This is a genomic window from Aquamicrobium sp. NLF2-7, assembly GCF_022359935.1.
In the GTDB taxonomy this organism is placed as follows: domain Bacteria; phylum Pseudomonadota; class Alphaproteobacteria; order Rhizobiales; family Rhizobiaceae; genus Mesorhizobium; species Mesorhizobium lusatiense.
Window position 1 is genome coordinate 740,080 of the sequence record NZ_JAKSED010000001.1, and the last position, 22,692, is coordinate 762,771.

The window sequence follows — 22,692 nt, forward strand, 5'->3', positions numbered from 1 at the left end:
CCCGCCCCTGAAAAGGCTGGCTCAGGCGTTCAGCGCGCGCCCATAGGCATCAAGCACGCTTTCCTTCATCATCTCCGAAAGGGTCGGATGCGGGAACACCGTGTGCATCAGCTCCTCCTCGGTGGTTTCGAGGTTCATCGCCACGACAAAACCCTGGATCAGCTCGGTCACTTCCGCGCCGACCATATGCGCGCCCAGCAACTCGCCGGTCTTCTTGTCGAAGATGGTCTTGATCAGACCCTGATCCTCGCCGAGCGCGATAGCCTTGCCATTGGCCGCGAACTGGAAGCGGCCGACACGGATGTCGCGGCCTTCCGCCCTGGCCTTCGCTTCAGTGAGGCCGACGGATGCCACCTGCGGGCTGCAATAGGTGCAGCCGGGAATCTTCGACTTGTCGAGACCATGCACGCCCGGTACGCCGGCAATCTTCTCCACGCAGATCACGCCTTCATGCTCGGCCTTGTGCGCCAGCATGGGCGGGCCGGCGACGTCGCCGATGGCGTAGATGCCCGGCACATTGGTGTTGCCGTAGCCGTCCACCACCACGCAGCCGCGATCGGTCTTCACGCCAAGCGCTTCCAGCCCGAGATTTTCGATGTTGCCGACCACGCCGACTGCCGAAATCATGCGATCGGCGGTGATCTTCTCGACCTTGCCGTCCTTTGTCTCGACATGGGCGGTGATCGAGTTCGCGCCCTTCTCGACCTTCGTCACCTTGGCTTCGAGCAGGATCTTCATGCCCTGCTTCTCGAACTGCTTTTGGGCAAACTTGGAGATTTCCGTATCCTCGACCGGCATGACCTGCGGCATCACCTCGACCACGGTCACCTCGGCGCCCATAGTGCGGTAGAATGAGGCGAATTCGATGCCGATGGCGCCCGAGCCCATGACCAGCAGCGACTTCGGCATTTCCTTCGGCACCATGGCCTCGAAATAGCTCCAGATCAGCTTGCCGTCCGGCTCGATGCCGGGCAGCGCGCGCGGCCGCGCGCCGGTGGCGACGATGATGTGTTTGGCCGTGTAGGTGCCTTCGCCCTTCACGCCCTTCGGCACCGGGTTCTGCGGCTCCATCGGCTTTTTGGAGCTTTTGGAAACGACGATCTCACCGGGTTTGGAAAGCTTGGCCTCGCCCCAGATAACGTCGACCTTGTTCTTCTTCATCAGAAAGGCGACGCCGCCGTTCAGCCGGCGCGAAACACCGCGCGAGCGCTCCACCACAGCGTCGATGTCGGCGCTGACCTTGCCGTCGATCTTCAGGCCATAGGCGCCGGGATTCTCGGCATAATGCTTGATTTCCGCCGAGCGCAGCAACGCCTTTGTGGGAATGCAGCCCCAGTTGAGGCAGATGCCCCCCAGATGCTCGCGCTCCACGATCGCGGTCCTGAAACCAAGCTGCGCGGAGCGAACGGCCGTCACATAGCCGCCCGGACCGGAACCGATGATGATGACGTCGTAAGCCTCGGCCATAAATCCTTGCCTTTCCTCAAGCGGCGCTGCGCGTCAGCAGCACCCAGTCATGTTGCTTGCCATCTGCGGTGAGCGGGACAGCCTGCCGTCGCGTCACCTCGGCGAATCCATGCGATTTGTAAAGTCCAAGCGCGGTGTCGTTGTCACTTTCGGTGATCAGGCTCACCGGCCGGTTGCCGGCGCGAACGATCTCATGCGCAAGCAGCCGTTTGCCCAGCCCCTTGCCGCGATGATGGCGGTAAACGCCGAGGCTGTCGATGAACCAGTGGTCCACGATCGTCTTCTGCAGTTCGAGGATCGGCTTGACAACGGGGTGCGGCGACGTTTCTTCCCGGATTGAAGGCAGGATCGGATGGCCGATGATGACGCCGGCGATCTCTTCGCCAACCACAGCGATGCTGGCATCCCGCCACGCAGCTGGTTGCGTATCGGAGCGCATGAAGGAACGGCCTTCCTCGAAGGCGATTTCCTTCGAGCCGTTCAGCACCGCGCCATACCAGAACCACGACGCAAAACCGTGAGACGAAATATCGACCAGAATGGCGAGTTCCGCAGCATCACTCTTCTGTGCGGGCCTGATGGCGATGGCATCCGGCACGGTCAAAGCTCCAACATCACGCGCACCACCGGTGCGAGCGCCTCACCCAGCCTGCGCGAATTTTCCGCATCCATATGAATGCCGTCGATCTGGCAAACCTCGCAGACACCGGAAGCGTCGAAAAACCCGCAACCCACCTCATCCGCGAGCTGCTCGTAATAGCCGGCAAGCTCACCCGCTCCCTTCTTGCCGGGAGAAGCCACCGGTGGGGCGACGATCAGCACTTTCGGCTCGGGATGGCCGAGCGGATCGTCATGACCGCGCACGATGGCGATAAGGCGCCGCATGCCCTGCCGGGCGACGAAGGGATCGCCATGAATCCACGACTTCATGTCATTGGAGCCCAGCATGAGGATCACCAGATCAAGCGGCGCATGCGAGGACAAAAGCGTGGGCAGAAAGCGCGCACCATTGCGATCCGCACCCACGAGATTGTCATCGAAGGCGGTGGTGCGCCCGTTCAGGCCCTCGGCAACGACATGAACGCCGTCACCGAGTTCACGTTGAAGAGCGACCGGCCAGCGGTCCTCCAGCGCATGGCGACGCGGACCCGAGGCATCATAGCCCCAGGTCAGCGAGTCACCGTAGCAGAGCACCGTCCGCATGCGTCGTCAGACCACCAGACCCATCGGGTTTTCGACAAGACGTTTGAAGGCGCCGATCAGTTCGGCACCCAGCGCCCCGTCCACCGCCCGGTGGTCGGTCGACAGCGTCACCGACATCACCGTCGCGACCTTCACCTCGCCATCCTTCACCACCGCCCGCTGCTCGCCCGCGCCGATGGCAAGGATCGTCGCATGCGGCGGGTTGATGACGGCGGCGAAGTCTTTGATCCCGAACATGCCGAGGTTCGACACTGCCGTGGTGCCGCCCTGATACTCTTCCGGCTTCAGCTTGCGGGTCCGGGCACGCGCCGCCAGATCCTTCATCTCGTTGGAGATCGACGACAGGCTCTTTTCCTCGGCCTTGCGCACGATCGGCGTGATCAGCCCGCCGGGAATGGAGACGGCAACGCCGACATCGGCGTGACGATGCTTGACCATCGCGCCCTCGGTCCACGACACGTTGGCGTCGGGCACTTCCTTCAGTGCCAGCGCCAGCGCCTTGATGATGAGGTCGTTGACGGAGAGCTTGTAGGCCGGTTCTTCGCCCTTATCAGTCTTTCTGACCGGAGCCGCGTCGTTGAGCTGCTTGCGCAGGCCAAGCAGCGCATCCAGCTCGCAATCCACCGTCAGGTAGAAATGCGGCACGGTCGACTTCGCCTCGACCAGACGCCTTGCGATGGTCTTGCGCATATTGTCGTGCGGGATCAGCTCGTAGGAGCCTTCCTCGAACAGTTTCAGCACGGCGTCGTCCGACATCGGCTTGACCGCGGGAGCAGCAGCGGCAGGTGCTGCGGTTGCAGGTGCGGCAGCAGCCTTCGCTCCGCCCCCGGCAATCGCGGCTTCCACGTCGGCCTTCACCACCCGCCCCTGCGGACCGGAACCCGACACGCCTGACAGGTCGAGACCGGCATCCTTGGCGATGCGCCGTGCGAGCGGCGATGCGAAGACACGATCCGTGTCCTTTGCTGTGACAGCTGTGGCTGGAGCAGCACCCTTCACTTCCGGCGCGACAGGAGCCGCAGCCTTCGGCGCTTCGGCGGGTGCCGCAGCGCTTTGCATTTTTGCTTCCGCCTTCGGCGCCTCGGCCTTGGCCGGTGCATCCCCGGACGCCTTGGCTGCCGCCGCGACATCCTCGCCATCTTCGGCAAGAACAGCGATCAGCGCATTGACCTTGACGCCCTCGGTGCCTGCCGGCACGACGATCTTCGCGACCGTGCCCTCATCGACAGCCTCGACTTCCATGGTGGCCTTGTCGGTCTCGATCTCGGCGATCACGTCACCGGGCGAAACCTTGTCGCCTTCCTTGACGAGCCACTTGCTCAGATTGCCCTCTTCCATGGTCGGAGAGAGCGCCGGCATGGTGATATTGATCGGCATATCGTCCTCCCCCGGAGCCTAGCGATAGGTGACGGCTTTCACCGCCTCGACGACTTCGCCGACATTCGGCAAGGCCAGCTTTTCCAGATTGGCAGCATAAGGCATTGGCACATCCTTGCCGGCGATGGTGATCACCGGAGCATCAAGGTAATCGAAGGCGCGCTGCGAAACCTGATTGGCGATATGATCGCCGACCGAACTCTGCGGGAAACCTTCCTCGACCACGACCAGCCGGTTGGTCTTCCTGACCGACTCGATGATCGTATCGAGATCGAGCGGACGGATGGTACGCAGATCGATGATCTCGGCATCGATGCCCATCGCCGCCAGTTCTTCTTCCGCCTTGATCGCATAGGTCATGCCGATGCCGAAGGACACCAGCGTGACATCCCTGCCCTTCTTGTGGATGCGGGCTTTACCGATGGGCAGCACGAAATCATCCAGTTTCGGCACATCGAAATGGTGGCCGTAGAGGATTTCATTTTCAAGGAAGATCACCGGATTGGGATCGCGGATGGCCGCCTTGAGCAGGCCCTTGGCGTCAGCCGCCGTATAGGGCATCACCACCTTGAGGCCGGGAATATGGCTGTACCAGGCCGCATAGCACTGCGAGTGCTGGGCCGCCACGCGCGCCGCCGCTCCGTTGGGCCCGCGGAACACGATCGGCGCGCCCATCTGGCCGCCCGACATGTAAAGCGTCTTGGCCGCCGAATTGACGATCTGGTCGATCGCCTGCATGGCGAAGTTGAAGGTCATGAACTCGACGATCGGCTTGAGGCCCGCAAAGGCAGCGCCCACGCCGACGCCGGCAAAACCATGCTCGGTGATCGGGGTATCGACCACGCGGCGGTCGCCGAATTCCTGCAACAACCCCTGCGTGATCTTGTAGGCGCCCTGATATTCGGCGACTTCCTCGCCCATGACGAAGACATTCTCGTCGCGGCGCATCTCTTCGGCCATGGCGTCGCGCAGGGCTTCGCGCACGGTCATCGACACCATTTCGGTGCCGGCGGGAATGTCGGGGTCGGCAGCGACTTCCATCTTCGGCGCGGCGGCGACTGGTGCAGGCTTTGCAGCCTCCGGCGCGGGCTTCGCTTCAGCTTTCGGCGCCTCTGCACTGGCCACGGCAGCAGGAGCGGCAGCCTTGCCGATGTCGTCGGCGCTTTCGCCATCCTGCAGCAGAACCGCGATCGGCGCGTTCACCTTGACGCCTTCGGTGCCGGCGGGAACCAGGATCTTGCCCAGCGTGCCTTCATCGACGGCTTCGACTTCCATCGTAGCCTTGTCGGTCTCGATTTCGGCAATCACGTCACCGGCGACGATCTTGTCGCCTTCGTTCTTCAGCCATTTGGAGAGGTTGCCCTCTTCCATCGTCGGCGAGAGCGCCGGCATGAGAATTTCGATCGGCATGTGCCCCCTCCCTTAAAGTACGATATCTGTCCAGAGCTCGGATGCATCCGGCTCGGGATCGTTTTGCGCAAACTCGGCAGCGTCGGCGACAATGTCGCGCACGTCCTTGTCGATCGCCTTCAGCTCTTCCTCGCTCGCCCACTTCTTCTCAAGCAGACGCGCCTTGACCTGCTCGATCGGATCATGCTCGGAGCGCATCTTCTGCACTTCTTCCTTCGAGCGGTACTTGGCCGGATCGGACATGGAGTGACCGCGATAGCGGTAGGTGTTCATTTCGAGGATGATCGGACCGTTGCCGCTGCGGCACCACTCGACCGCCATGTCGGAAGCCGACTTTACGGCGCGCACGTCCATGCCGTCCACCTTCACGCCGGGGATCTTGAACGATGCGCCACGATGCGAGAAATCCGTCTCGGCCGAAGAGCGCGTTACCGAGGTGCCCATGGCGTAGCGGTTGTTCTCGATGATGTAGACGACCGGCAGCTTCCAGAGAGAGGCCATGTTGAAGCTCTCATAGACCTGCCCCTGGTTGGAGGCGCCATCACCGAAGAAGGTCAGCGACACATTCTTGTTGCCGCGATAACGGTTGGCGAAGGCAAGCCCGGTGCCGAGCGGCACCTGCGCACCGACGATGCCGTGGCCGCCATAGAACTGCTTCTCCTTGGAGAACATGTGCATGGAGCCACCCTTGCCCTTGGAATAGCCGCCCTGACGACCGGTCAGCTCGGCCATCACCCCGCGCGGGGACATCTCCATGGCCAGCATATGGCCATGGTCACGATAGGCGGTGATCATCTGGTCGCCCTCGATTAGGGCCATCTTCATACCGGTGACGACAGCTTCCTGACCGATATAGAGGTGGCAGAAACCGCCGATGAAACCCATACCGTAGAGCTGGCCGGCCTTCTCTTCGAAGCGCCGGATAAGCAGCATTTCGCGGTAGGCGGCGAGTTCATCTTCCTTGCTGAATTCCGCGGGCTTGGGCGCGGCTATGGTCGGCGACTTGCTGTCGCCTTTCGATCTGGCAGGCGCTTTTCTGGCTGCGGTGGCCATGCATCTCTCCCTGTAGGCGTCTCTTGTCGGACATGTGGGAGACTTGCCTCCCCACTGATCTTCAGGAAGCTATCATGCATATTTGCATTGCGCCATGCAGAAAACGCATGACTGACATGCAGCTAAGCGGTTATTTTCATTGAAATTTATAGTGATTAACCCAAATTCGGTTAACCGGCTTTTCAGCGCAGCATGATAATCACTTCGTCCGGACCGGACATATTGAGTGTCTTTCTGGCCAGCTCGTCCAGCATGTCTTTTTCAAGCGTGCCATCATGCAACAGGCGCACACGCTTCTCAAGCTCGCTGCGTTCGGCCCGCAATTTGTCGAGCTGCTCCTGCAGGCGCGCAGTCTGCACCTCGATGCGCTCGCGCGAGTTGATGCCATACTGACCATGATAGGTGTGGAAACCGAAATAGGCCACGCACGCCGCGCACAGGACGGGAATGATCAGCCGTCCGGTCTTTCTCTGCTTGTACTGACGCGTCCACATGGTTCGGCCCGGAATTCCTTTCCCTCCCTTGTCGCCGATTGTGCTTAATGGACAGTTACAGCCAGTCGGGTCGACAGGCCATCAGATGCAAAAAGGGCGGGGTCTCCCCCCGCCCTTTCAATTCGGCAATGGATACTGAGGGGCCGATCAGCCCTTGAGGATCGACGTGCCTGCGTAACGTGCCTGACGGCCGAGCTGCTCCTCGATGCGGATGAGCTGGTTGTACTTGGCCGTGCGGTCCGAGCGCGCCAGCGAGCCGGTCTTGATCTGCCCGCAATTGGTGGCGACGGCGAGATCGGAAATGGTGGAATCCTCGGTCTCGCCCGAACGGTGCGACATGACGGCGGTGTAGGCTGCCTTGTGCGCGGTTTCGACCGCGTCCAGCGTTTCCGACAGCGTGCCGATCTGGTTGACCTTCACGAGGATCGAATTGCCGACACCCATGCGGATGCCATCGCGCAGGCGGGCGGAATTGGTCACGAACAGGTCGTCACCAACGAGCTGAACCTTCTTGCCCGTCAGTTCCGTGAGGTACTTCCAGCCTTCCCAGTCGTCCTCGGCCATGCCGTCCTCGATCGAGATGATCGGATAGTCGGCCGCAAGCTTGGCCAGATACTTGGCCTGCGCCCTGGGATCGCGGGTCTTCTTCTCGCCTTCGTAGACGTAGTTGCCGTCCTTGAAGAATTCGGTCGAAGCGCAGTCGAGGGCCAGCGCGATTTCCTCGCCGGGCTTGAAGCCGGCCTTCTCGATGGAAGCCATGACGAAATCGAGTGCGGCCTGCGCGCTCTTCAGGTTTGGCGCGAAGCCGCCTTCGTCACCGACATTGGTGTTGTGACCGGCGTCCTTCAGGCCCTTCTTGAGCGTATGGAAAACTTCAGAGCCCCAGCGCACGGCCTCGCGCACCGAGGACGCGCCGACCGGCATGATCATGAATTCCTGGAAGTCGATCGGATTGTCGGCATGGGCGCCGCCGTTGATGATGTTCATCATCGGAACGGGAAGCACATGGGCATTCACACCGCCGACATAGCGATAGAGCGGCAGGCCGGCGGACTCCGCCGCGGCCTTGGCAACTGCCAGCGAGACGCCGAGAATGGCGTTGGCGCCGAGGCGGCTCTTGTTCGGCGTGCCGTCCAGCTCGATCATGGTGCGGTCGATGTGGATCTGCTCTTCGGCTTCGAGCCCCCCGATCGCCTCGAACAACTCGCCATTGACGGCCTCGACCGCCTTTTCCACGCCCTTGCCTAGATAGCGCGGCCCGCCGTCACGAAGCTCGACAGCCTCATGCGCGCCGGTGGAAGCGCCGGAAGGCACAGCTGCGCGGCCCACGGAGCCATCTTCGAGCACGACATCGACTTCGACGGTCGGGTTGCCCCGGCTATCGAGAATCTCGCGGCCTACGACATCGACAATAGCGGTCATTCGAAATCCCCGTTCCGTCAGTTGAAAAGATGGGCCACGTCATAGCCAATCAGGGGGCCAAAAGGCAATCGCTTCCTTTGCGTCAGCGGCCGCTTTCCTCGGAAAGGGCCTCACCCCTTGGCTATGCGGTCGAACGCCATCAGCTTTTCCAGCAGACGCGGCAGATCCTTCAGCGGCACCATGTTCGGACCGTCGGAGGGCGCATTGTCGGGGTCTTCATGCGTTTCGATGAACACACCCGCGACGCCGACAGCCACCGCCGCCCGCGCCAGCGTTTCCACGAACCGCCGCTCGCCGCCCGACGAGCCGCCCTGTCCGCCCGGCTGCTGCACGGAGTGAGTGGCGTCGAAGATCACCGGCGCGCCAAGCTCGGCCATGATCGGCAGGGCGCGCATGTCCGAAACCAGCGTGTTGTAGCCGAAGGAGGCGCCGCGCTCCGTAACCAGCACATTGGAATTGCCGGAAGCGACGATCTTGGCGACGACATTCTTCATGTCCCAGGGCGCGAGAAACTGCCCTTTCTTGACGTTCACGACCTTGCCGGTGTTCGCCGCCGCGATCAGCAAGTCGGTCTGGCGGCTGAGGAAAGCTGGTATCTGGAGAATATCGACATGCGGGGCGACGATGGCGCACTGCTCTTCGGTGTGGACATCGGTCAGAACCGGCAGGCCGAACTCTTTGCGGATGTCGTCAAAGATCGGCAGCGCGGCTTCGAGACCGGCGCCACGCTTGCCGGAGAGCGATGTGCGGTTGGCCTTGTCGTAGCTGGTCTTATAGACGAGGCCGATGCCAAGCTTGCCGGTCAGTTCCTTCAGCGCACCAGCCATGTCGAAGGCGTGCTGCCGTGTCTCAAGCTGGCAGGGGCCGGCAATCAGCGCCAGCGGGGCGCTGTTGTCGAAGATTACGGTTCCGGCTTTCACGGCGCTGTTGGGCACCGCTTTATCGAGCGTGGTCATGCAGACTCCTGAAATATGAAAGTGGCGCCCTGCCCCGGTGCGGGTGCGACAACCACCTGACCCTCGCGAATGTCGTGATCGATGCCACGCGACACAAGCCCCTTCCACAGCGCCTCGATGTCACGCACGCAAAAAACAACGGCTTCAAAGGAAAGCAGGCCATGCCCGCGCGGCGCAAGGCCGGTCTTTTCAGCATATTGGCCGGCGGTGAGGACGCGTAGACCCGCATTCGGCAGATCAGGCACCGCGCTATCCGATGTGCCTGAACGATCATAACCCGCACTCAGCCGCAGAAAGCCCGCGGCCCGCGCCGGATCATCGCTTACGGCGATAATTTCGCAGATGCGCGTCACGCCATTCTCATGCTGCTCAAGAGCCGATCGGTCGACCTTCGGTGAATTCACCCGCTGGCAAGTGAAAACGTAGGCTCCATGCGTTTCAGGCAAGGCGGCGAAGGCAAGACGGAAGGAAGCAGTATCGCTGGCTCCGGCGGCATCGATAAAGGGTCTTGAGAAGTCCAGACGGTCGCCGGCTGAAATCCCCGCTTCAACATAAGCCCGATGTTCGTCATCGGCGTTATCGCCTGCAAAGACGACCGCCGAAAAACCCTCAGGGCCGAACACCTGTCGATAGGAACGGTCGCGTGCGACAAACACGTTTCCGCTCTTCACCGCCGCTTCAGCCGCGTGCTCATCGACAACGACCAGCGGCTCGATAAAAGTTCCGTCTGCGAAATAGACGCAGCAATTGCCGGTTCCGAAGGGGTGAATGCCGCGAGGCGCCACCGTAAAGCCCAGCCGGTCCAGCCGGGTTCGCGCCGCATCAAGATCGGCGATCGGCAGCACAAGATGATCGAGGAGGCGCACCATCGCTGCGGTTTGCCTCATTCCGCTGGCGCGTTCAAGCAGGCAGGCGGAACAGCATCGATGAAACCGCAGAATTCTTCACGCCGCGCGGGCCTGTTTCAGGACTTCCTCATAGGTATCGAGATCGACGTAAAAGACGCGAATGATTTCCCGGATCAGTTCATCGTCCTCATAACCCTGCGATTTCAATATGTTGATGGCCGTGAGTATATCGAAACGGTCAGTCAGCCGCCGTTTCTGGTGGTCTTCGAGAAATCGCTCCATTCATTTCCCCTTGCCCGTTTGCCCAACCCCTTGGAACAACTCCCAGACACGGAAAGAAATTTAGGCAGAATGGCTTGCGCAGAGCTTGCAGGCGCCTTCGCGCCTTCCCAATTTCATTTCCGGCTGACGCGGAAACACGGCCGACTCACTATGACCAGCCGAAAGAATAACATGCAATTTGCCCTGCGCCATTCTTGTGCCGGCTTCTGGCCGTTACGCGATTTTGCAGATAATTATAGTCATCCGGCACTGAGAAGCGGATATACTGCTCTGCACAGAACAAACTGGCGAACGAGATGAAGAGCTTTCGAGCCCTTGCAGCGAGCTTTGCGGCGATTTTCGCGGCGGTCATGCCTGCCGCCGCAGCGCAGCAACTGCCCGACGGCATCTATCATTGCGAGGTCTATCTGCTGGGGCAGTTCCTCAGCCTCGGCGACATCACGATCAGGGGCAATGTCTATAGCGGCCCGGCATATTTCCCGATCCCGCAGCAGGGCTACAACTACCAGATCGAGCAGAATGGCGAGATTTCCTGGCTGGGCCCGCTTGGCGGCTTCACCGCCGGCGGCAACAGCGTATCGCTGACACAGGTGACATCCCTCGATCCGGCCTCGGCCTCGTTCGACATCATCATGCGCCAGCCGCATGGATCCTTCACCGCTTCGACCTGCACCATCACAAAATGATGAATGGCCCCCGAACAGGCAACTGTTCGGGGGCCGGTCACAAGAAGGAACGCCTCAGATGTTCTTTGCCGCCATTTCCCCGGCGATGTAGTCGGCCTGCCGGATCGCAAGCGTCACGATGGTCAGCGTCGGGTTCTCCGCGCCGCCGGTGGTGAACTGGCTGCCGTCCGACACGAACAGGTTCTGGATGTCGTGCGTCTGGCCGTGCTTGTTGACCACGCCATCGGATGCCTTTTCGCTCATGCGGTTGGTGCCGAGATTGTGGGTCGAGGGATAGGGCGGCGTCGGCATGGTGCGCGTCGCGCCCACGGCATCGTAGATCGCAGCGCCCTGCCTGTAGGCATGATTGCGCATGGCGATGTCGTTGGGATGGTCGGTGAACCAGACATCCGCCACCGGCATGCCGTACTGGTCCTTGAGGGTGGGATGGAGCCTGATGGCGTTCTGCTCCTGCGGCATGTCCTCGCCCACGATCCACATGCCGGCCAGATGGTCGTAGTGGTCGAGGGCCGTGGTGAAGCCCCTGCCCCAGCCGCCCGGATTGAGGAAGGCGGCCATGAAGGGAATGCCGAGAGCCAGCGTCTCCAGCTCGTACCCACCGACAAAGCCACGTGACGGATCATGCCGCGCCTCGTCACGCACAATGCCGGCCATGGTCGTGCCGCGATAGAAGTGCACCGGCTTGTCGAAAATGGCATAGACGGTGCCGGTGGTGTGACGCATGTAGTTCTTGCCGACCTGCCCCGAGGAGTTCGCCAGACCGTCCGGGAATTTCGCCGAAGCGGAGTTCAGCAGAAGCCGCGGGCTTTCGATGGAGTTGCCGGCCACGCAGACGATGCGCGCCTTCTGCTCCTGCAGCTTGCCGTCCTTGTCGGCATAGACGACGCCGGTGACCTTGCCGCTGTCGTCATGCTCGATCCTGACGACATGGCTGTTCGGCCGCACCTCCAGCTTTCCGGTCTCTTCGCCCTTGGGGATTTCGGTGTAGAGCGTCGACCATTTCGCGCCCCATTTGCAGCCCTGGAAACAGAACCCGGTCTGCTGGCATGCCATGCGATCGTCGCGGAAGTCCGAATTGATGGCCATGTTGCCGGTGTGGCATTCCTTGTAGCCAAGTTTGTCCGCCCCGGCCTTCATGATCTTGAAATTGTTGTTGCCGGGCAGCCCCTCGATGCCGTTGGTGCGGGTCACGCCCATCTTGTCCTCGGCCTTTGCATAGTAGGGCTCGAGTTCGGCGAGCGTCAGCGGCCAATCGAGAAGATTGGCGCCCTCGACCTTGCCGTAATGGGTCAGCGTCCTGAACTCATGCTCCTGAAAACGCAGCGACGCACCGGCCCAATGCGTGGTGGTGCCACCCACGGCCTTGACGATCCAGGCAGGCAGGCCCGGAAAATCCTTGGCCACGCGCCATCCTCCCGATGCGGTGCGCGGATCGCCCCATGAGAGCTGGGCGAAGCTGTCCCATTCGTCGTTGATGAAGTCCTCATATTCGATGCGGTTGCCGGCTTCGAGAATGACGACGTCGATGCCCTTTTGGGCAAGCTCGTTGCCGAGCGTTCCGCCGCCCGCGCCGGAGCCGATGATGACGACGACGCTGTCGTCGTTCAGATCATAAGGTGCTGCCATGGTTTCCTCCCATGTATCCGTAGTCTGGCTGTGGAGATTTCGGAGGGGTCAGAGCCACTCGATGTCGTCGAAGCCGCGGTTGATGTAACCGCCCTTCGAGTAGGACTCGCCCTCGTAGCCGAAGATCGGCCACAGCTCTTTCTGATTGTAGAGACCCACCACCAGACCACCGCGGATCGCCTGGAAGAAGGGCGTATCCTCGATCTGCCTGAGCACGTCGACGCGCTCTTCTTCCCAGCCGAGCCCGCGGTAGCCGTCTTCGCCGGCGCGCTTGTCGAGATCTGCAATGCCGTTTTCGATGAGATCCCTGTGCACGGCATCCTTGGCGGCCTGCTCGTCATGGGTCTTCACGGCGATGGCGTAGAACCTGTCGGGCACCTGATCGTGCGGATAGATGTCCCGCGCCATCTGGATCAGCGTTGCCATCGTCTCCGGCTTGAGCGCCGAGGTCTCCAGACCCCACGCATGCCGCGGGCTGATCACCGCGCTGCCGGTGACGACAAGCAGCGCCCCGACGCCGCCGCGTTTGAGCAATTCGCGCCGTGAAAGGCCCTGCTTGCCCGTGTATACCGTTACCATTTCTTCCTCCCTTGCTTGCTGGAGCGCCTGAAAGACGCTGTGGCTGGCTCCGCACCTCCCGTGCGGCCTGACCTCCTGTGCCGTCGGTTACCTGAAGCGGCCTCCGCGCTGCAGCACCTCGATCTTGTATCCGTCCGGATCCTCGATGAAGAAGAACCGCGCCACGGGCGCACCCGCATGGCTGAATTCGACGATGTTCTTCGGGCTGAGGCCGAGAGCGCCCATCCGGCCATGCTCGCTGTCGAGATCGGCAACGGACACCGCCAGATGGCCATAGCCGTCGCCCAGCTGATAAGGCTCCGTGCGCCCCTTGTTGACGGTGAGCTCCAGCTCGAACTCCGTCTCCGCATTGGAGAGATAGATGAGCGTGAAAGTCTCGAAATCGAGCCTTTGCGCTACATCGAGCCCGAATGCCTTGTTGTAAAAGCTGACGGACCGGGTCTCGTCGAGAACCCGGATCATGCTGTGGATTGCCTTTGCCAAACTGTGCCGCGCCTTTCGTTCGCATCCGACCTTTCGCTGATTATGCAACCGGGCGGACAAATAGGGTGGCAGTGGGTTACCACCGTTCACGAATGTAGAAGTGCGATTGCTGTTTGAGAATTTTGGACCCAGAATGGCGCGCACAAGTCCAGAACTGTTCCTTCAGGAACAGGAATTTCAGGCTCACGTCGCTTGCTGCTTGCTGAAAGCGGCGTGAGCAGAATGACAGGGAGGCCGATCATGTGCAGAGTGTTTGCAGAACAGGACCCGGAGGGCTATCGCCCCATCAACAGGTCGATCCGCATCGGCGGACATTCGACCAGCATCCAGATCGAAGCGACGTTCTGGGCATTGCTGGATGAAATTGCCGAAAGCCAGGGGCTGACGACGCCGAAATTCATCTCGAAGCTGTATGACGAGGCGCTTGAGCTTCGTGGAGAAGTGCCGAATTTCGCCTCGATGCTGCGCACCACCTGCGCGCTCTACCTGCGCGGTTCCAGACCGATGGCCGAGGAAGTGGCCGCCCTGAAGCGCGAGGCGGCATAGTCTGCCGCCTCTTCAGGAACGCTGAGAAATTCAGCCTTCCAGCACTTCCTTGACCACCGTGGCCAGTTGCTTGAGGGAGAACGGCTTCGGCAGGAAGCCGAATTGTGCATCCTCGGGCAGGTTTTTGGCGAACGCGTCCTCGGCATAGCCCGATACGAACACGAACCTGATATCGGGCTGGCGCTTGCGCAGTTCGCCCAGAAGGGTCGGGCCGTCCATTTCCGGCATGACGACGTCGGAAACGACGATATCCACCTTGCCGTCCAACTCTTCGAACAGTTCCAGCGCCTCGACGCCCGAGGAAGCTTCATGCACGGTGTAACCACGTGAGGTCAGCGCCCTCACCCCACCCATGCGCACCGCGTCCTCGTCCTCGACGAGCAGAACCGTCGCCGAACCGGAAAGGTCTCTCGCGGCATCTGTCTTCGCCTGAACCGCAGCAGCAGGAGCTTCCGCTCCGCCAGCGATCGCTTTCTGGTCCGCGCCGGCCGCGGGCTGCGCAGCAATGACCGGAACGTGACGCGGGAGGAAGATGCGGAAAGTGGTGCCCTTGCCCACTTCCGAATCGCAGAAGATGAAGCCGCCGGTCTGCTTGATGATGCCGTAGACCATGGAAAGGCCGAGGCCCGTGCCCTTGCCGACCTCCTTGGTGGTGAAGAAGGGTTCAAAAATCTTCTTCAGCACCTCTGCGGGAATGCCGCTGCCGTTATCCTCGACCTCGACCAGCACATAATCGCCGGCTTCCAGTTCGCGATACGGGAAGGTCTTCGCCTCATCGGTCGTCACATTGCGGGTGCGAACCGTGAGCTCGCCACCTTCGGGCATGGCGTCGCGCGCATTCACCGCGAGATTAACAACCACCTGCTCGAACTGGCCGATATCCACCTTCACCGGCCACAGATCGCGACCATGATCGATACGCAGCTTGATGTCGTTGCCGACCAGACGGGCAAGCAGCATGCGCAGATCGGCCAGAACGTCTGTCAGCGTCAGCACCTCCGGCCGCAGCGTCTGCTTGCGCGAGAAGGCCAGCAGCTGCCGCACCAGCGAGGCCGCGCGGTTGGCGTTCTGCTTGATGTTCATGATGTCCGGGAAGGACGGATCGGACGGACGGTGATTGGTCAGCAGCAGGTCCGAAGCCATGATGATGGCGGTGAGCACGTTGTTGAAGTCATGCGCGATGCCGCCGGCAAGCTGGCCGACCGCCTGCATCTTCTGGCTCTGGGCCATCTGCGCTTCAAGCGCCTTCTGCTCGGTGGTTTCCACCGCATAGACGATCGCCGCTTCCTCGGCGCCGTCACCATCGGCAACGGCATTCACATAGAAGCGGATGTGCCGCTCTTCATTGTCGGGCAGAACCGTGTCGATCGGCGCAATGTCGGCCTGCCGCTGGCGGGCCTTCTCAAGCGCTGTCTCGAACGCCGGCCGGTCGCGCTCATGGATAACCGCATCGAGGCGCACGCGTCGGTCCAGCGCATCGCGATCAACCGCCGAGGCGAACAGCGACAGGAACGGCGCATTGGTGCGCAGAATACGTCCCGCCTGATCGACGCCGGCAATTGCCATGGGTGTGGAGTTGAAGAAGCGCGTGAAACGCACCTCCGAAGCCCGCAGATCGGCGGACGAATCCTCGCCTTCCGTGCGGTTGAGCACAATGGTGCGCGCCGGTCCGGCATGTCCGTCGCGATTGACGGTGGCGCGATGCAGGAAGCGCACAGGCAGCGCCTCGCCCTTCATCGTCGTCAGATCGAGGTCGATCACCGCGTTGCGGACGGTGCCGGGATCGGGACGTACCGAGCGCACCAGCGCCATGCCGTCACCGGCCACGATGTCGGAGAGCGTGACCACGCCCGGCGTGAAGCTCGCCAGATCGATGCCCAGCCATTCCGCCAGAGTGGCGTTCACATAGGTGACGCGGCCATCCTGATCGGTGGAGAAGAAACCGGCCGGCGCATTGTCGAGATGGTCGATGGCCTTTTGCAGGTCGAGGAAGAAACGCTCCTGCTCTTCGCGCTCACGGGAAATGTCGGCCAGTTTCCACGCATTGAACGGCTGACGCTGGCCGGGAATGCGAAACGCGCGCGCTTCGATCCGATACCACCGCGCGCCGACTTCGGCGCCGGGACGAATAGCCTGGCTGAGGCGAAACTCGCCATCGCCATGCTGGCCATCCCGCAAACCGCCGGCCAGCCGATAGATGACGGAAGAAGCTTCGGGCGCATCCGACAGCAGACTTTCAACGGTTCTGATATCGGCAGCCGAGGCCGCGCCGGTCATCTCGGCATAGGCACGGTTGGCGTAGATGATGCGGTTCTTCGCATCGGTGACAACGAGGCCCTGCGCCATCGAATCGACGAAGGCCTTGGAGAGCTCGTCGCCGGTCGAGCGCGGCGCGATCTGGATGAAGCCGATCGCCGTCGCGAACAGGAAACCGACGCCGATCATCGCCAGCACGCCGAGCATGCCGAGCAGAAACGGATCGCCAAAGCGTTCCCGAAACAGCCCGAAAACAATGGCCGAGGCAATCAGGATAAGGATGAAGATGATAAGCCGCGTTACCGTTCCGGGCCGTGTATCCTGATCTACCATCGGCATCGGATAGAAATCGCCGCGCGCGTCCTTGGCCATTTGCCCCCTGCTTACGATTCCTGCCCTGTTCCGATCCGGGCGGTTGAATCATATTCTCCTTGCCCGGAAAAGGCCAAAGGGGCAACTCTCTGCGTAAAATGCCCCCGGAACGTGAAAACTCCTTCGCAAATGCCGGTCCCCACGTTGATAAACCGGGCTGGCAACTTGCGGTGGCGCATCACTGCGTTCTACTGTCATGTTTGATTTATTTGGCCATCCTTGCGTCTTGGCCACACTTCCGGGGGTGCCGATGCCTGATTTTCTCGATAGCGCTGGCGGAAACGGATATGGCGCCGCCATTTTCTGGGTTCTGGTTGCGCTGGCCGCGTTTGTGGCTGTGCTGTTCATCGTGAAGATGATCCGCAGCATGAACTTCGGAACCTTCGTTGCAGGCGGGCGCAACCGCAAGACGCGTCTCGCCGTCATGGACGCCACCGCCGTGGACAGCCACAGGCGGCTGGTTCTGGTTCGCCGCGACGATGTCGAGCACCTGATTCTCATCGGCGGGCCGACCGATGTGGTGGTCGAGCGCGACATCAGGCTGGCCAGCGCCAAACGCACAACGCCAGTCGCGGAGCCGGCTTTTACGCCCCAGCCCCAGCTTCAGTCCCAGTCGCCCAAAGCTGCTCCTCCACCCCAGCCCGTGCAGCAACGCCAGCCAGTTGCTCCCCAGCCGCAGGTTCCAGCGCCTGCACGTCCGGCGGCACCCTCGCCACAGCCACGGCCATCGGAAAACAGCTACGTCGCACCGCAGGTGGCTGCCGTCGCATCGCCCCGGCCCGCTCCGGCGGCTCAGCAGCCACAGCAGCATCGGCATTCAGTAGAAGACGCGCTCGACGCTTCGCTTGTGGATGAACTCACACTTTCTCTCGGTGAACCAGCCGTCGAGCCCCCGCAAAGGCTCCAGACTCCCGATGATGAAATGTCGCGGCTTCTCGGTGAATTGTCGACGACCAGGCGCTGACGCATATCGCCCGAAACTGAGAACCGGTTTCGGGATAAACGATATGCGCAGAAACGGGAGCTTAGCTTCGGAAGGAGCCCATCAGAAGGATCGCGACAACGCGTTGAGATCGGGCACATAATCACAGAATCAAAAAGGCCGCCTCCCGGGCGGCCTTTTTGCTATCAGAGAAGAGGTATCATCAATCGTCCCGATAAACCTTCTCGCGACGCTCATGACGTTCCTGCGCCTCGATGGACAAGGTCGCGATAGGACGCGCATCCAGCCGCTTCAGCGAAATCGGCTCACCTGTTTCTTCACAATAGCCGTAAGTGCCCTCTTCGATCCGCTGCAGTGCCGAATCGATCTTCGATATCAGCTTGCGCTGGCGGTCGCGTGCCCTGAGCTCGATGGCACGATCGGTTTCCGAGGAGGCCCTGTCCGCCAGATCAGGAAGATTTGCGTTTTCCTGCTGGAGAATCTCAAGGGTCTCCCGTGCCTCTCGCAGGATATCGTTTTTCCATGCGATCAGCTTGCCGCGGAAATAAGACTTCTGCCGGTCATTCATGAACGGCTCGTCTTCGGAGGGTACGTAATCGGCAGTAAGGTTTTGATTCATTCGACTCACCCGACAGCCCCAAGAATTGGCGCCTATATATTCACCTAAACTGCCCCGCACAAGCCTGTACTCACCTCATCACACGAACGTATAATCCTGTTGCTGTGCGACATCGGCCAGAGGCGTTGCGCTCGCGGCCGTCAAACGATAATCCTTCTAAGGCAGGTACAGGCGGGAGGGCTGGTGGCCAAACTCTATCTCCTCAGGCACGCAAAGGCGGGCTGGGCTCAGCCCGGGATGTGCGATTTCGATCGTCCGCTCGATGCCACTGGCCGCGAGGAAGCCGCCATGACCGGCGACGTGATGCGCAAATGCGGCTACCAACCGGACCTCACCCTGTGCTCGAAAGCACGCAGGGCCCAGGAAACTCTGGAGGGCATCGCCGGCAGCCTCGATACCGGCCGGGTCATTCTTCTGGAAGCGCTCTATACGGAAGATGCTGCTTTCTACCTTGAAACCGTGCGCGCCTACGGCCACTTCGGCTCGATTCTGGTCATCGGCCATAATCCCATGATGGAAGACCTGACCCTGGCCATATCCGGCGATGGAGAACCGGGAGCACTCGATACGCTGAACCACGGCTTTCCAACGGCTGGTCTTGCCGTCCTGAAGTTTGACGGCAATCTGGAGGAGGCTGGTCCCGGCAAAGGCTATCTTCAGGCATTTCTGACACCCGTCAGCGTCTGAGCCTATTACAAAGCCCCGACCGGCACCCTATATCGACCCTGAAATCAGGCTTTCATACGCGTTCGCAATCCTGAATAATTCATGATTTCAGCCAGATGGACGAGTTTTAGGAACCGAATTGGCATCTTCGCTGACGACATTCACGGATGAAGCGCGCATCGCGCTCGACACGCTCTCCGGCCGCGCGACCGGGCTTTTCACCCCCACCCTGCGCCTTGGCGTCACCGGCCTGTCGCGCGCCGGCAAGACCGTCTTCATCTCCTCCCTCGTCCACAACCTGCTGCATGGCGGACGCCTGCCGCTGTTCGAGGCGCAGAAATCCGGCCGCATCGCTCGCGCCTTTCTGGAGGAGCAGCCCGACGATGCCGTGCCGCGCTTCCAGTATGAAGATCACATCGCTACGCTGGTCAACGACCTGCTGTGGCCGGAGTCGACACGCGCCATTTCGGAACTCAGGCTGACGATCGAATATGAATCCGCTTCCGGCTGGAGCCGCATGTTCTCGGCCGGAAAGCTGTCGCTCGACATTGTGGACTACCCCGGCGAGTGGCTGCTCGACCTGCCGCTGCTCGGCAAGTCTTACGCTGACTTTTCACGCGAAGCGTTTGAAATGGCAGAGCTTCCGGTCCGTGCTGATCTTTCGCGGGAGTGGCGCGATCTTTCCGCATCCGTCGATCCGGATGCGGCGTCCGATGAAGTTACTGCCCGCCGCCTGTCGGAAAGCTTCGCGGCCTATCTGAAGGCCTGCAAGCTCGACGACCGCGCCCTGTCCACGCTGCCACCCGGCCGCTTCCTGATGCCGGGCGACCTCGAGGGCTCGCCCGCGCTCACCTTTGCCCCTCTGACGCCAAACGAAGAGCGCCGCGCAAAACCGGGGTCTCTGCGCGCCATGATGGAGCGCCGCTACGAGGCTTATAAAACTCACGTAGTGCGACCCTTCTTCCGCGAGCACATCACCCGGCTCGACCGGCAGATCGTTCTCATCGATGCCTTGCAGGCGCTCAATGCCGGGCCTGGCGCAATGGCGGATCTGGAGCGCGCGGTGACGGAAATCCTGGCCTGCTTCCGGCCCGGCCGCGGCAATATCCTGACCGATCTGGTGTCGCGGCGCATCGACCGCATCCTGATTGCCGCCACCAAGGCCGACCATCTGCACCACGAAAGCCACGACCGGCTGCAGGCGATCGTGCGGCGTCTGGCGGATCGCGCCATCGCCCGCGCCAATTTCACCGGCGCCAATGTCGACGTTGTCGCCATGGCTGCCATCCGCGCCACGCGCGAAGGCACGGTCAAGCAGGGTCGCGACACGCTGCCCGTCATTCTCGGCACACCGCTGGCCGGAGAAACGATCGGCGGCCAGATCTTCGACGGCGAAACGGAAACAGCCATATTTCCCGGTGACTTGCCGGAGAAAGTTGATTCCGTTTTTGAAACCGCAAACGGTCATCGTCAGGACGAAACCGATCCCGCCATCCGCTTTGTCCGCTTTCGCCCGCCAAGGCTTGAACGCACCGCCGAGGGCGTCACCCTCTCCCTGCCCCATATCAGGCTCGATCGCGCCCTGCAGTTCCTGATCGGAGACCGGCTGGCATGAGCAACGAACCCCGCAAACCATCCGCTTTCCCCGTGGCGCCGGAACCGACAAGGAAAGCCGCAGAAGAGATCCAGCATCCCGCCCAGCCGCCACGCAGGCCGCGCGCCGCACCGGTCGAAGTCGCCGTCGCCGTTCCGGACGGGCACGACATCTTCGAGGCACCGGATGAAGCCGCGATTGTGCCGCCGCCCGCCACAGCGCCACGCAAACGCTCCGTGGCGGCGCGAATTCTGGCAGGCGCTGCCGGGTTGCTCGTATCGCTTGCCATTGGCCTGTGGATCGACGGGCTGATCCGCTCGCTGTTCGAGCGTGCACCGTGGCTCGGCTGGCTGGCGGCGCTTGCAGCCGCGATCGGCGCCATCGCGCTCATCATCGTTCTCGCGCGCGAATTCATCGCCATCTCCCGCCTCGCGGAGGTGGAAAAGATACAGAAGCGCGCGCAGGACGCCATTGACCGCAACGATCCCAAAGCGGCCCGCGCCGTGGTGGCCGAACTGTCCTCCTTTGTCGCTGCAAGACCGGAAACGGCTGCCGGCCGCCGTGCGCTGGACGAACTGGATGGCGAGATCATCGACAGCGCCGACCTCATACGAATTGCGGAAACCGAAATCCTCGCACCGCTGGATGCCCGTGCGAAAATCATGATCCTCGACGCCGCCAAGCGCGTCTCGCTGGTCACGGCCATAAGCCCGCGCGCCGTTGTCGACATCGCCTATGTTGCCTTCGAGGCGGCGCGGCTGATCCGCAGGCTTTCGGAACTCTATGGCGGACGACCCGGTACGCTGGGCTTCTTCCGCCTTGCGCGCGGCGTGCTCGCGCATCTGGCCATCACCGGCTCGATCGCGCTGGGCGACGGCTTCGTGCAGCAGATACTCGGCCACGGCGTGGCCGCACGGCTGTCTGCGAAGCTTGGCGAAGGTGTCGTCAACGGCATGCTGACGGCGCGCATCGGCCTGGCCGCCATGGACACCACCCGGCCCCTGCCGTTCCACGCGTTGCGGCGGCCGGGAATGGGCGATTTTCTCTCCGCCCTCACCTCATTCGCCGGCAAGGGCAACAGCACGGAAAAGTCGCCATCCGCCTGAGACGCTTCAGGCATCGGGACGCTTTACAGATGACAGCTCTGGCGAAAATTCGAATTCTCGGGCATATGGTGAGAAACCATTAACCATTCTTGTTCATGGTTCGGACAAGGTTCCTCTCAGTATTTCGTTGCCGGGTATCCTCGATGAAAAGCGTAATCGTGTCTTCAATGCTGCCGCTGGCTCTCGCCATTTCGGCAACCGCAATTCTCCCGGCAACCGGCTCCGCCGGCGAACGCGACAAGCAGTTCTTTCAGTCGGTCGAAGGCAAATGGGTCGGCCCCGGCGAAATCGTCGCGGGCAAATACAAGGGCACCAAGTTCACCTGCACATTCACCGGCTCGTCGCCCGAGGTGAAGGTCGGCATGACCCTGGACGGCTCCTGCCGCGTCGGCGTCTTCACGCAGCAGATGAAAGCCACGGTCGAACACAAGGGCCGCACCGGCTACAAGGGCACCTTCATGGGTGGCGCCGCCGGCGAAGGGCTCGACATCATCGCCGGCAATGTCGTCGACCCGCGCAAGGTCGTCTTCGCCATCAACCGCAAGGAACTCAACGGCGTGATGCAGGCCCGCATCCCCGACGATCAGTCGATGATCGTCACCGTATCGGTGAAAGTCGACAAGCAGGTGGTGCCGGTTATCGGCGTCAATCTGAAGCGTATCGAAGGCGCTCCGGTCGGCAAGCTCGCCAAGAACTGACGAGCC

At 61.6% G+C, this 22,692-nt stretch carries 23 protein-coding genes; 8 read left to right on the forward strand and 15 right to left on the reverse strand.

The annotated features are described in order from the left end of the window. Positions 1–21 precede the first annotated feature (21 nt). The 10 genes from lpdA to MIC97_RS03750 all read right to left on the reverse strand — a co-directional run bounded on the left by lpdA (position 22) and on the right by MIC97_RS03750 (position 10,251). Positions 22–1,467 carry a dihydrolipoyl dehydrogenase gene (lpdA, locus tag MIC97_RS03705; protein WP_239798898.1) on the reverse strand — a complete coding sequence of 482 codons (1,446 nt, stop codon included), beginning with the start codon at positions 1,465–1,467 and terminating at the stop codon, positions 22–24. Between the two features lie 16 nt (positions 1,468–1,483). After that, a complete protein-coding gene (locus MIC97_RS03710; RefSeq protein ID WP_239798899.1) occupies positions 1,484–2,065 on the reverse strand; it encodes an N-acetyltransferase in 582 nt (193 codons plus the stop codon). Positions 2,066–2,067: 2 nt separating this feature from the next. Further along, positions 2,068–2,670: an SGNH/GDSL hydrolase family protein gene (locus tag MIC97_RS03715; protein WP_239798900.1), complete on the reverse strand. Its 603-nt coding sequence runs from the start codon at positions 2,668–2,670 to the stop codon at positions 2,068–2,070. Between the two features lie 6 nt (positions 2,671–2,676). Then, positions 2,677–4,047: a pyruvate dehydrogenase complex dihydrolipoamide acetyltransferase gene (locus tag MIC97_RS03720; RefSeq protein ID WP_239798901.1), complete on the reverse strand. Its 1,371-nt coding sequence runs from the start codon at positions 4,045–4,047 to the stop codon at positions 2,677–2,679. Positions 4,048–4,065: 18 nt separating this feature from the next. Next, positions 4,066–5,457: a pyruvate dehydrogenase complex E1 component subunit beta gene (locus MIC97_RS03725; protein WP_239798902.1), complete on the reverse strand. Its 1,392-nt coding sequence runs from the start codon at positions 5,455–5,457 to the stop codon at positions 4,066–4,068. A gap of 12 nt (positions 5,458–5,469) precedes the next feature. Then, positions 5,470–6,510 (reverse strand): pyruvate dehydrogenase (acetyl-transferring) E1 component subunit alpha, encoded by a 1,041-nt coding sequence (gene pdhA, locus MIC97_RS03730; protein ID WP_239798903.1) that lies wholly within the window; start codon positions 6,508–6,510, stop codon positions 5,470–5,472. A 182-nt stretch (positions 6,511–6,692) separates the two neighbouring features. Beyond that, positions 6,693–7,004 (reverse strand): septum formation initiator family protein, encoded by a 312-nt coding sequence (locus tag MIC97_RS03735; RefSeq protein WP_183830544.1) that lies wholly within the window; start codon positions 7,002–7,004, stop codon positions 6,693–6,695. A gap of 147 nt (positions 7,005–7,151) precedes the next feature. Continuing rightward, positions 7,152–8,426 carry a phosphopyruvate hydratase gene (gene eno / locus MIC97_RS03740; RefSeq protein ID WP_239798904.1) on the reverse strand — a complete coding sequence of 425 codons (1,275 nt, stop codon included), beginning with the start codon at positions 8,424–8,426 and terminating at the stop codon, positions 7,152–7,154. Positions 8,427–8,536: 110 nt separating this feature from the next. Beyond that, positions 8,537–9,382 carry a 3-deoxy-8-phosphooctulonate synthase gene (gene kdsA, locus MIC97_RS03745; RefSeq protein WP_239798905.1) on the reverse strand — a complete coding sequence of 282 codons (846 nt, stop codon included), beginning with the start codon at positions 9,380–9,382 and terminating at the stop codon, positions 8,537–8,539. Continuing rightward, the gene (locus MIC97_RS03750) at positions 9,379–10,251 is read right to left on the reverse strand and encodes a VOC family protein (protein WP_239798906.1); all 873 of its coding nucleotides are present in this window, start codon (positions 10,249–10,251) and stop codon (positions 9,379–9,381) included. The genes kdsA and MIC97_RS03750 overlap by 4 nt, the downstream gene beginning before the upstream one ends. Between MIC97_RS03750 and MIC97_RS03755 the strand changes: the two genes are divergently transcribed. Further along, positions 10,231–10,812 carry a hypothetical protein gene (locus tag MIC97_RS03755; RefSeq protein WP_239798907.1) on the forward strand — a complete coding sequence of 194 codons (582 nt, stop codon included), beginning with the start codon at positions 10,231–10,233 and terminating at the stop codon, positions 10,810–10,812. The genes MIC97_RS03750 and MIC97_RS03755 overlap by 21 nt on opposite strands. A 50-nt stretch (positions 10,813–10,862) precedes the next feature. Continuing rightward, positions 10,863–11,198, forward strand: a complete 336-nt coding sequence (locus MIC97_RS03760; protein ID WP_239801019.1) for a hypothetical protein — start codon at positions 10,863–10,865, stop codon at positions 11,196–11,198. Positions 11,199–11,252: 54 nt separating this feature from the next. Here the strand turns inward: MIC97_RS03760 and MIC97_RS03765 are convergent, their stop codons facing one another. The 3 genes from MIC97_RS03765 to MIC97_RS03775 all read right to left on the reverse strand — a co-directional run bounded on the left by MIC97_RS03765 (position 11,253) and on the right by MIC97_RS03775 (position 13,886). Continuing rightward, positions 11,253–12,824 (reverse strand): GMC family oxidoreductase, encoded by a 1,572-nt coding sequence (locus tag MIC97_RS03765; protein WP_239798908.1) that lies wholly within the window; start codon positions 12,822–12,824, stop codon positions 11,253–11,255. Between the two features lie 48 nt (positions 12,825–12,872). Then, positions 12,873–13,403, reverse strand: coding sequence for a twin-arginine translocation signal domain-containing protein (locus tag MIC97_RS03770; RefSeq protein ID WP_239798909.1), 531 nt, complete (start codon positions 13,401–13,403; stop codon positions 12,873–12,875). Between the two features lie 87 nt (positions 13,404–13,490). Then, complete coding sequence (locus MIC97_RS03775) at positions 13,491–13,886, reverse strand: VOC family protein (RefSeq protein ID WP_239798910.1); 396 nt, start codon at positions 13,884–13,886, stop codon at positions 13,491–13,493. 240 nt (positions 13,887–14,126) lie between these two features. Here MIC97_RS03775 and MIC97_RS03780 point away from each other — a divergent pair, with 240 nt between their 5' ends. Beyond that, a complete protein-coding gene (locus tag MIC97_RS03780) occupies positions 14,127–14,432 on the forward strand; it encodes a ribbon-helix-helix domain-containing protein (RefSeq protein WP_183830568.1) in 306 nt (101 codons plus the stop codon). A 30-nt stretch (positions 14,433–14,462) separates the two neighbouring features. Here MIC97_RS03780 and MIC97_RS03785 read toward each other — a convergent pair whose 3' ends face one another. Then, on the reverse strand, positions 14,463–17,060 hold the full coding sequence (locus MIC97_RS03785; protein WP_239798911.1) for a PAS domain-containing sensor histidine kinase: 2,598 nt from the start codon (positions 17,058–17,060) through the stop codon (positions 14,463–14,465). A gap of 250 nt (positions 17,061–17,310) precedes the next feature. On the opposite strand from MIC97_RS03785, the gene MIC97_RS03790 reads away from it, so the two are divergent. Further along, a complete protein-coding gene (locus MIC97_RS03790) occupies positions 17,311–18,024 on the forward strand; it encodes a flagellar biosynthetic protein FliO (protein WP_239798912.1) in 714 nt (237 codons plus the stop codon). A 181-nt stretch (positions 18,025–18,205) separates the two neighbouring features. Here MIC97_RS03790 and dksA read toward each other — a convergent pair whose 3' ends face one another. Next, entirely contained in the window at positions 18,206–18,622 is a 417-nt protein-coding gene (dksA, locus tag MIC97_RS03795) for an RNA polymerase-binding protein DksA (protein ID WP_183830602.1), read from the reverse strand. A gap of 183 nt (positions 18,623–18,805) precedes the next feature. Between dksA and MIC97_RS03800 the strand changes: the two genes are divergently transcribed. The 4 genes from MIC97_RS03800 to MIC97_RS03815 all read left to right on the forward strand — a co-directional run bounded on the left by MIC97_RS03800 (position 18,806) and on the right by MIC97_RS03815 (position 22,686). Next, entirely contained in the window at positions 18,806–19,309 is a 504-nt protein-coding gene (locus tag MIC97_RS03800; RefSeq protein WP_239798913.1) for a histidine phosphatase family protein, read from the forward strand. A gap of 118 nt (positions 19,310–19,427) precedes the next feature. After that, the gene (locus MIC97_RS03805; protein WP_239798914.1) at positions 19,428–20,903 is read left to right on the forward strand and encodes a YcjX family protein; all 1,476 of its coding nucleotides are present in this window, start codon (positions 19,428–19,430) and stop codon (positions 20,901–20,903) included. Continuing rightward, a complete protein-coding gene (locus MIC97_RS03810; RefSeq protein ID WP_239798915.1) occupies positions 20,900–21,988 on the forward strand; it encodes a TIGR01620 family protein in 1,089 nt (362 codons plus the stop codon). The genes MIC97_RS03805 and MIC97_RS03810 overlap by 4 nt, the downstream gene beginning before the upstream one ends. A 143-nt stretch (positions 21,989–22,131) precedes the next feature. After that, positions 22,132–22,686 carry a hypothetical protein gene (locus MIC97_RS03815; protein WP_239798916.1) on the forward strand — a complete coding sequence of 185 codons (555 nt, stop codon included), beginning with the start codon at positions 22,132–22,134 and terminating at the stop codon, positions 22,684–22,686. Positions 22,687–22,692: the final 6 nt, after the last annotated feature.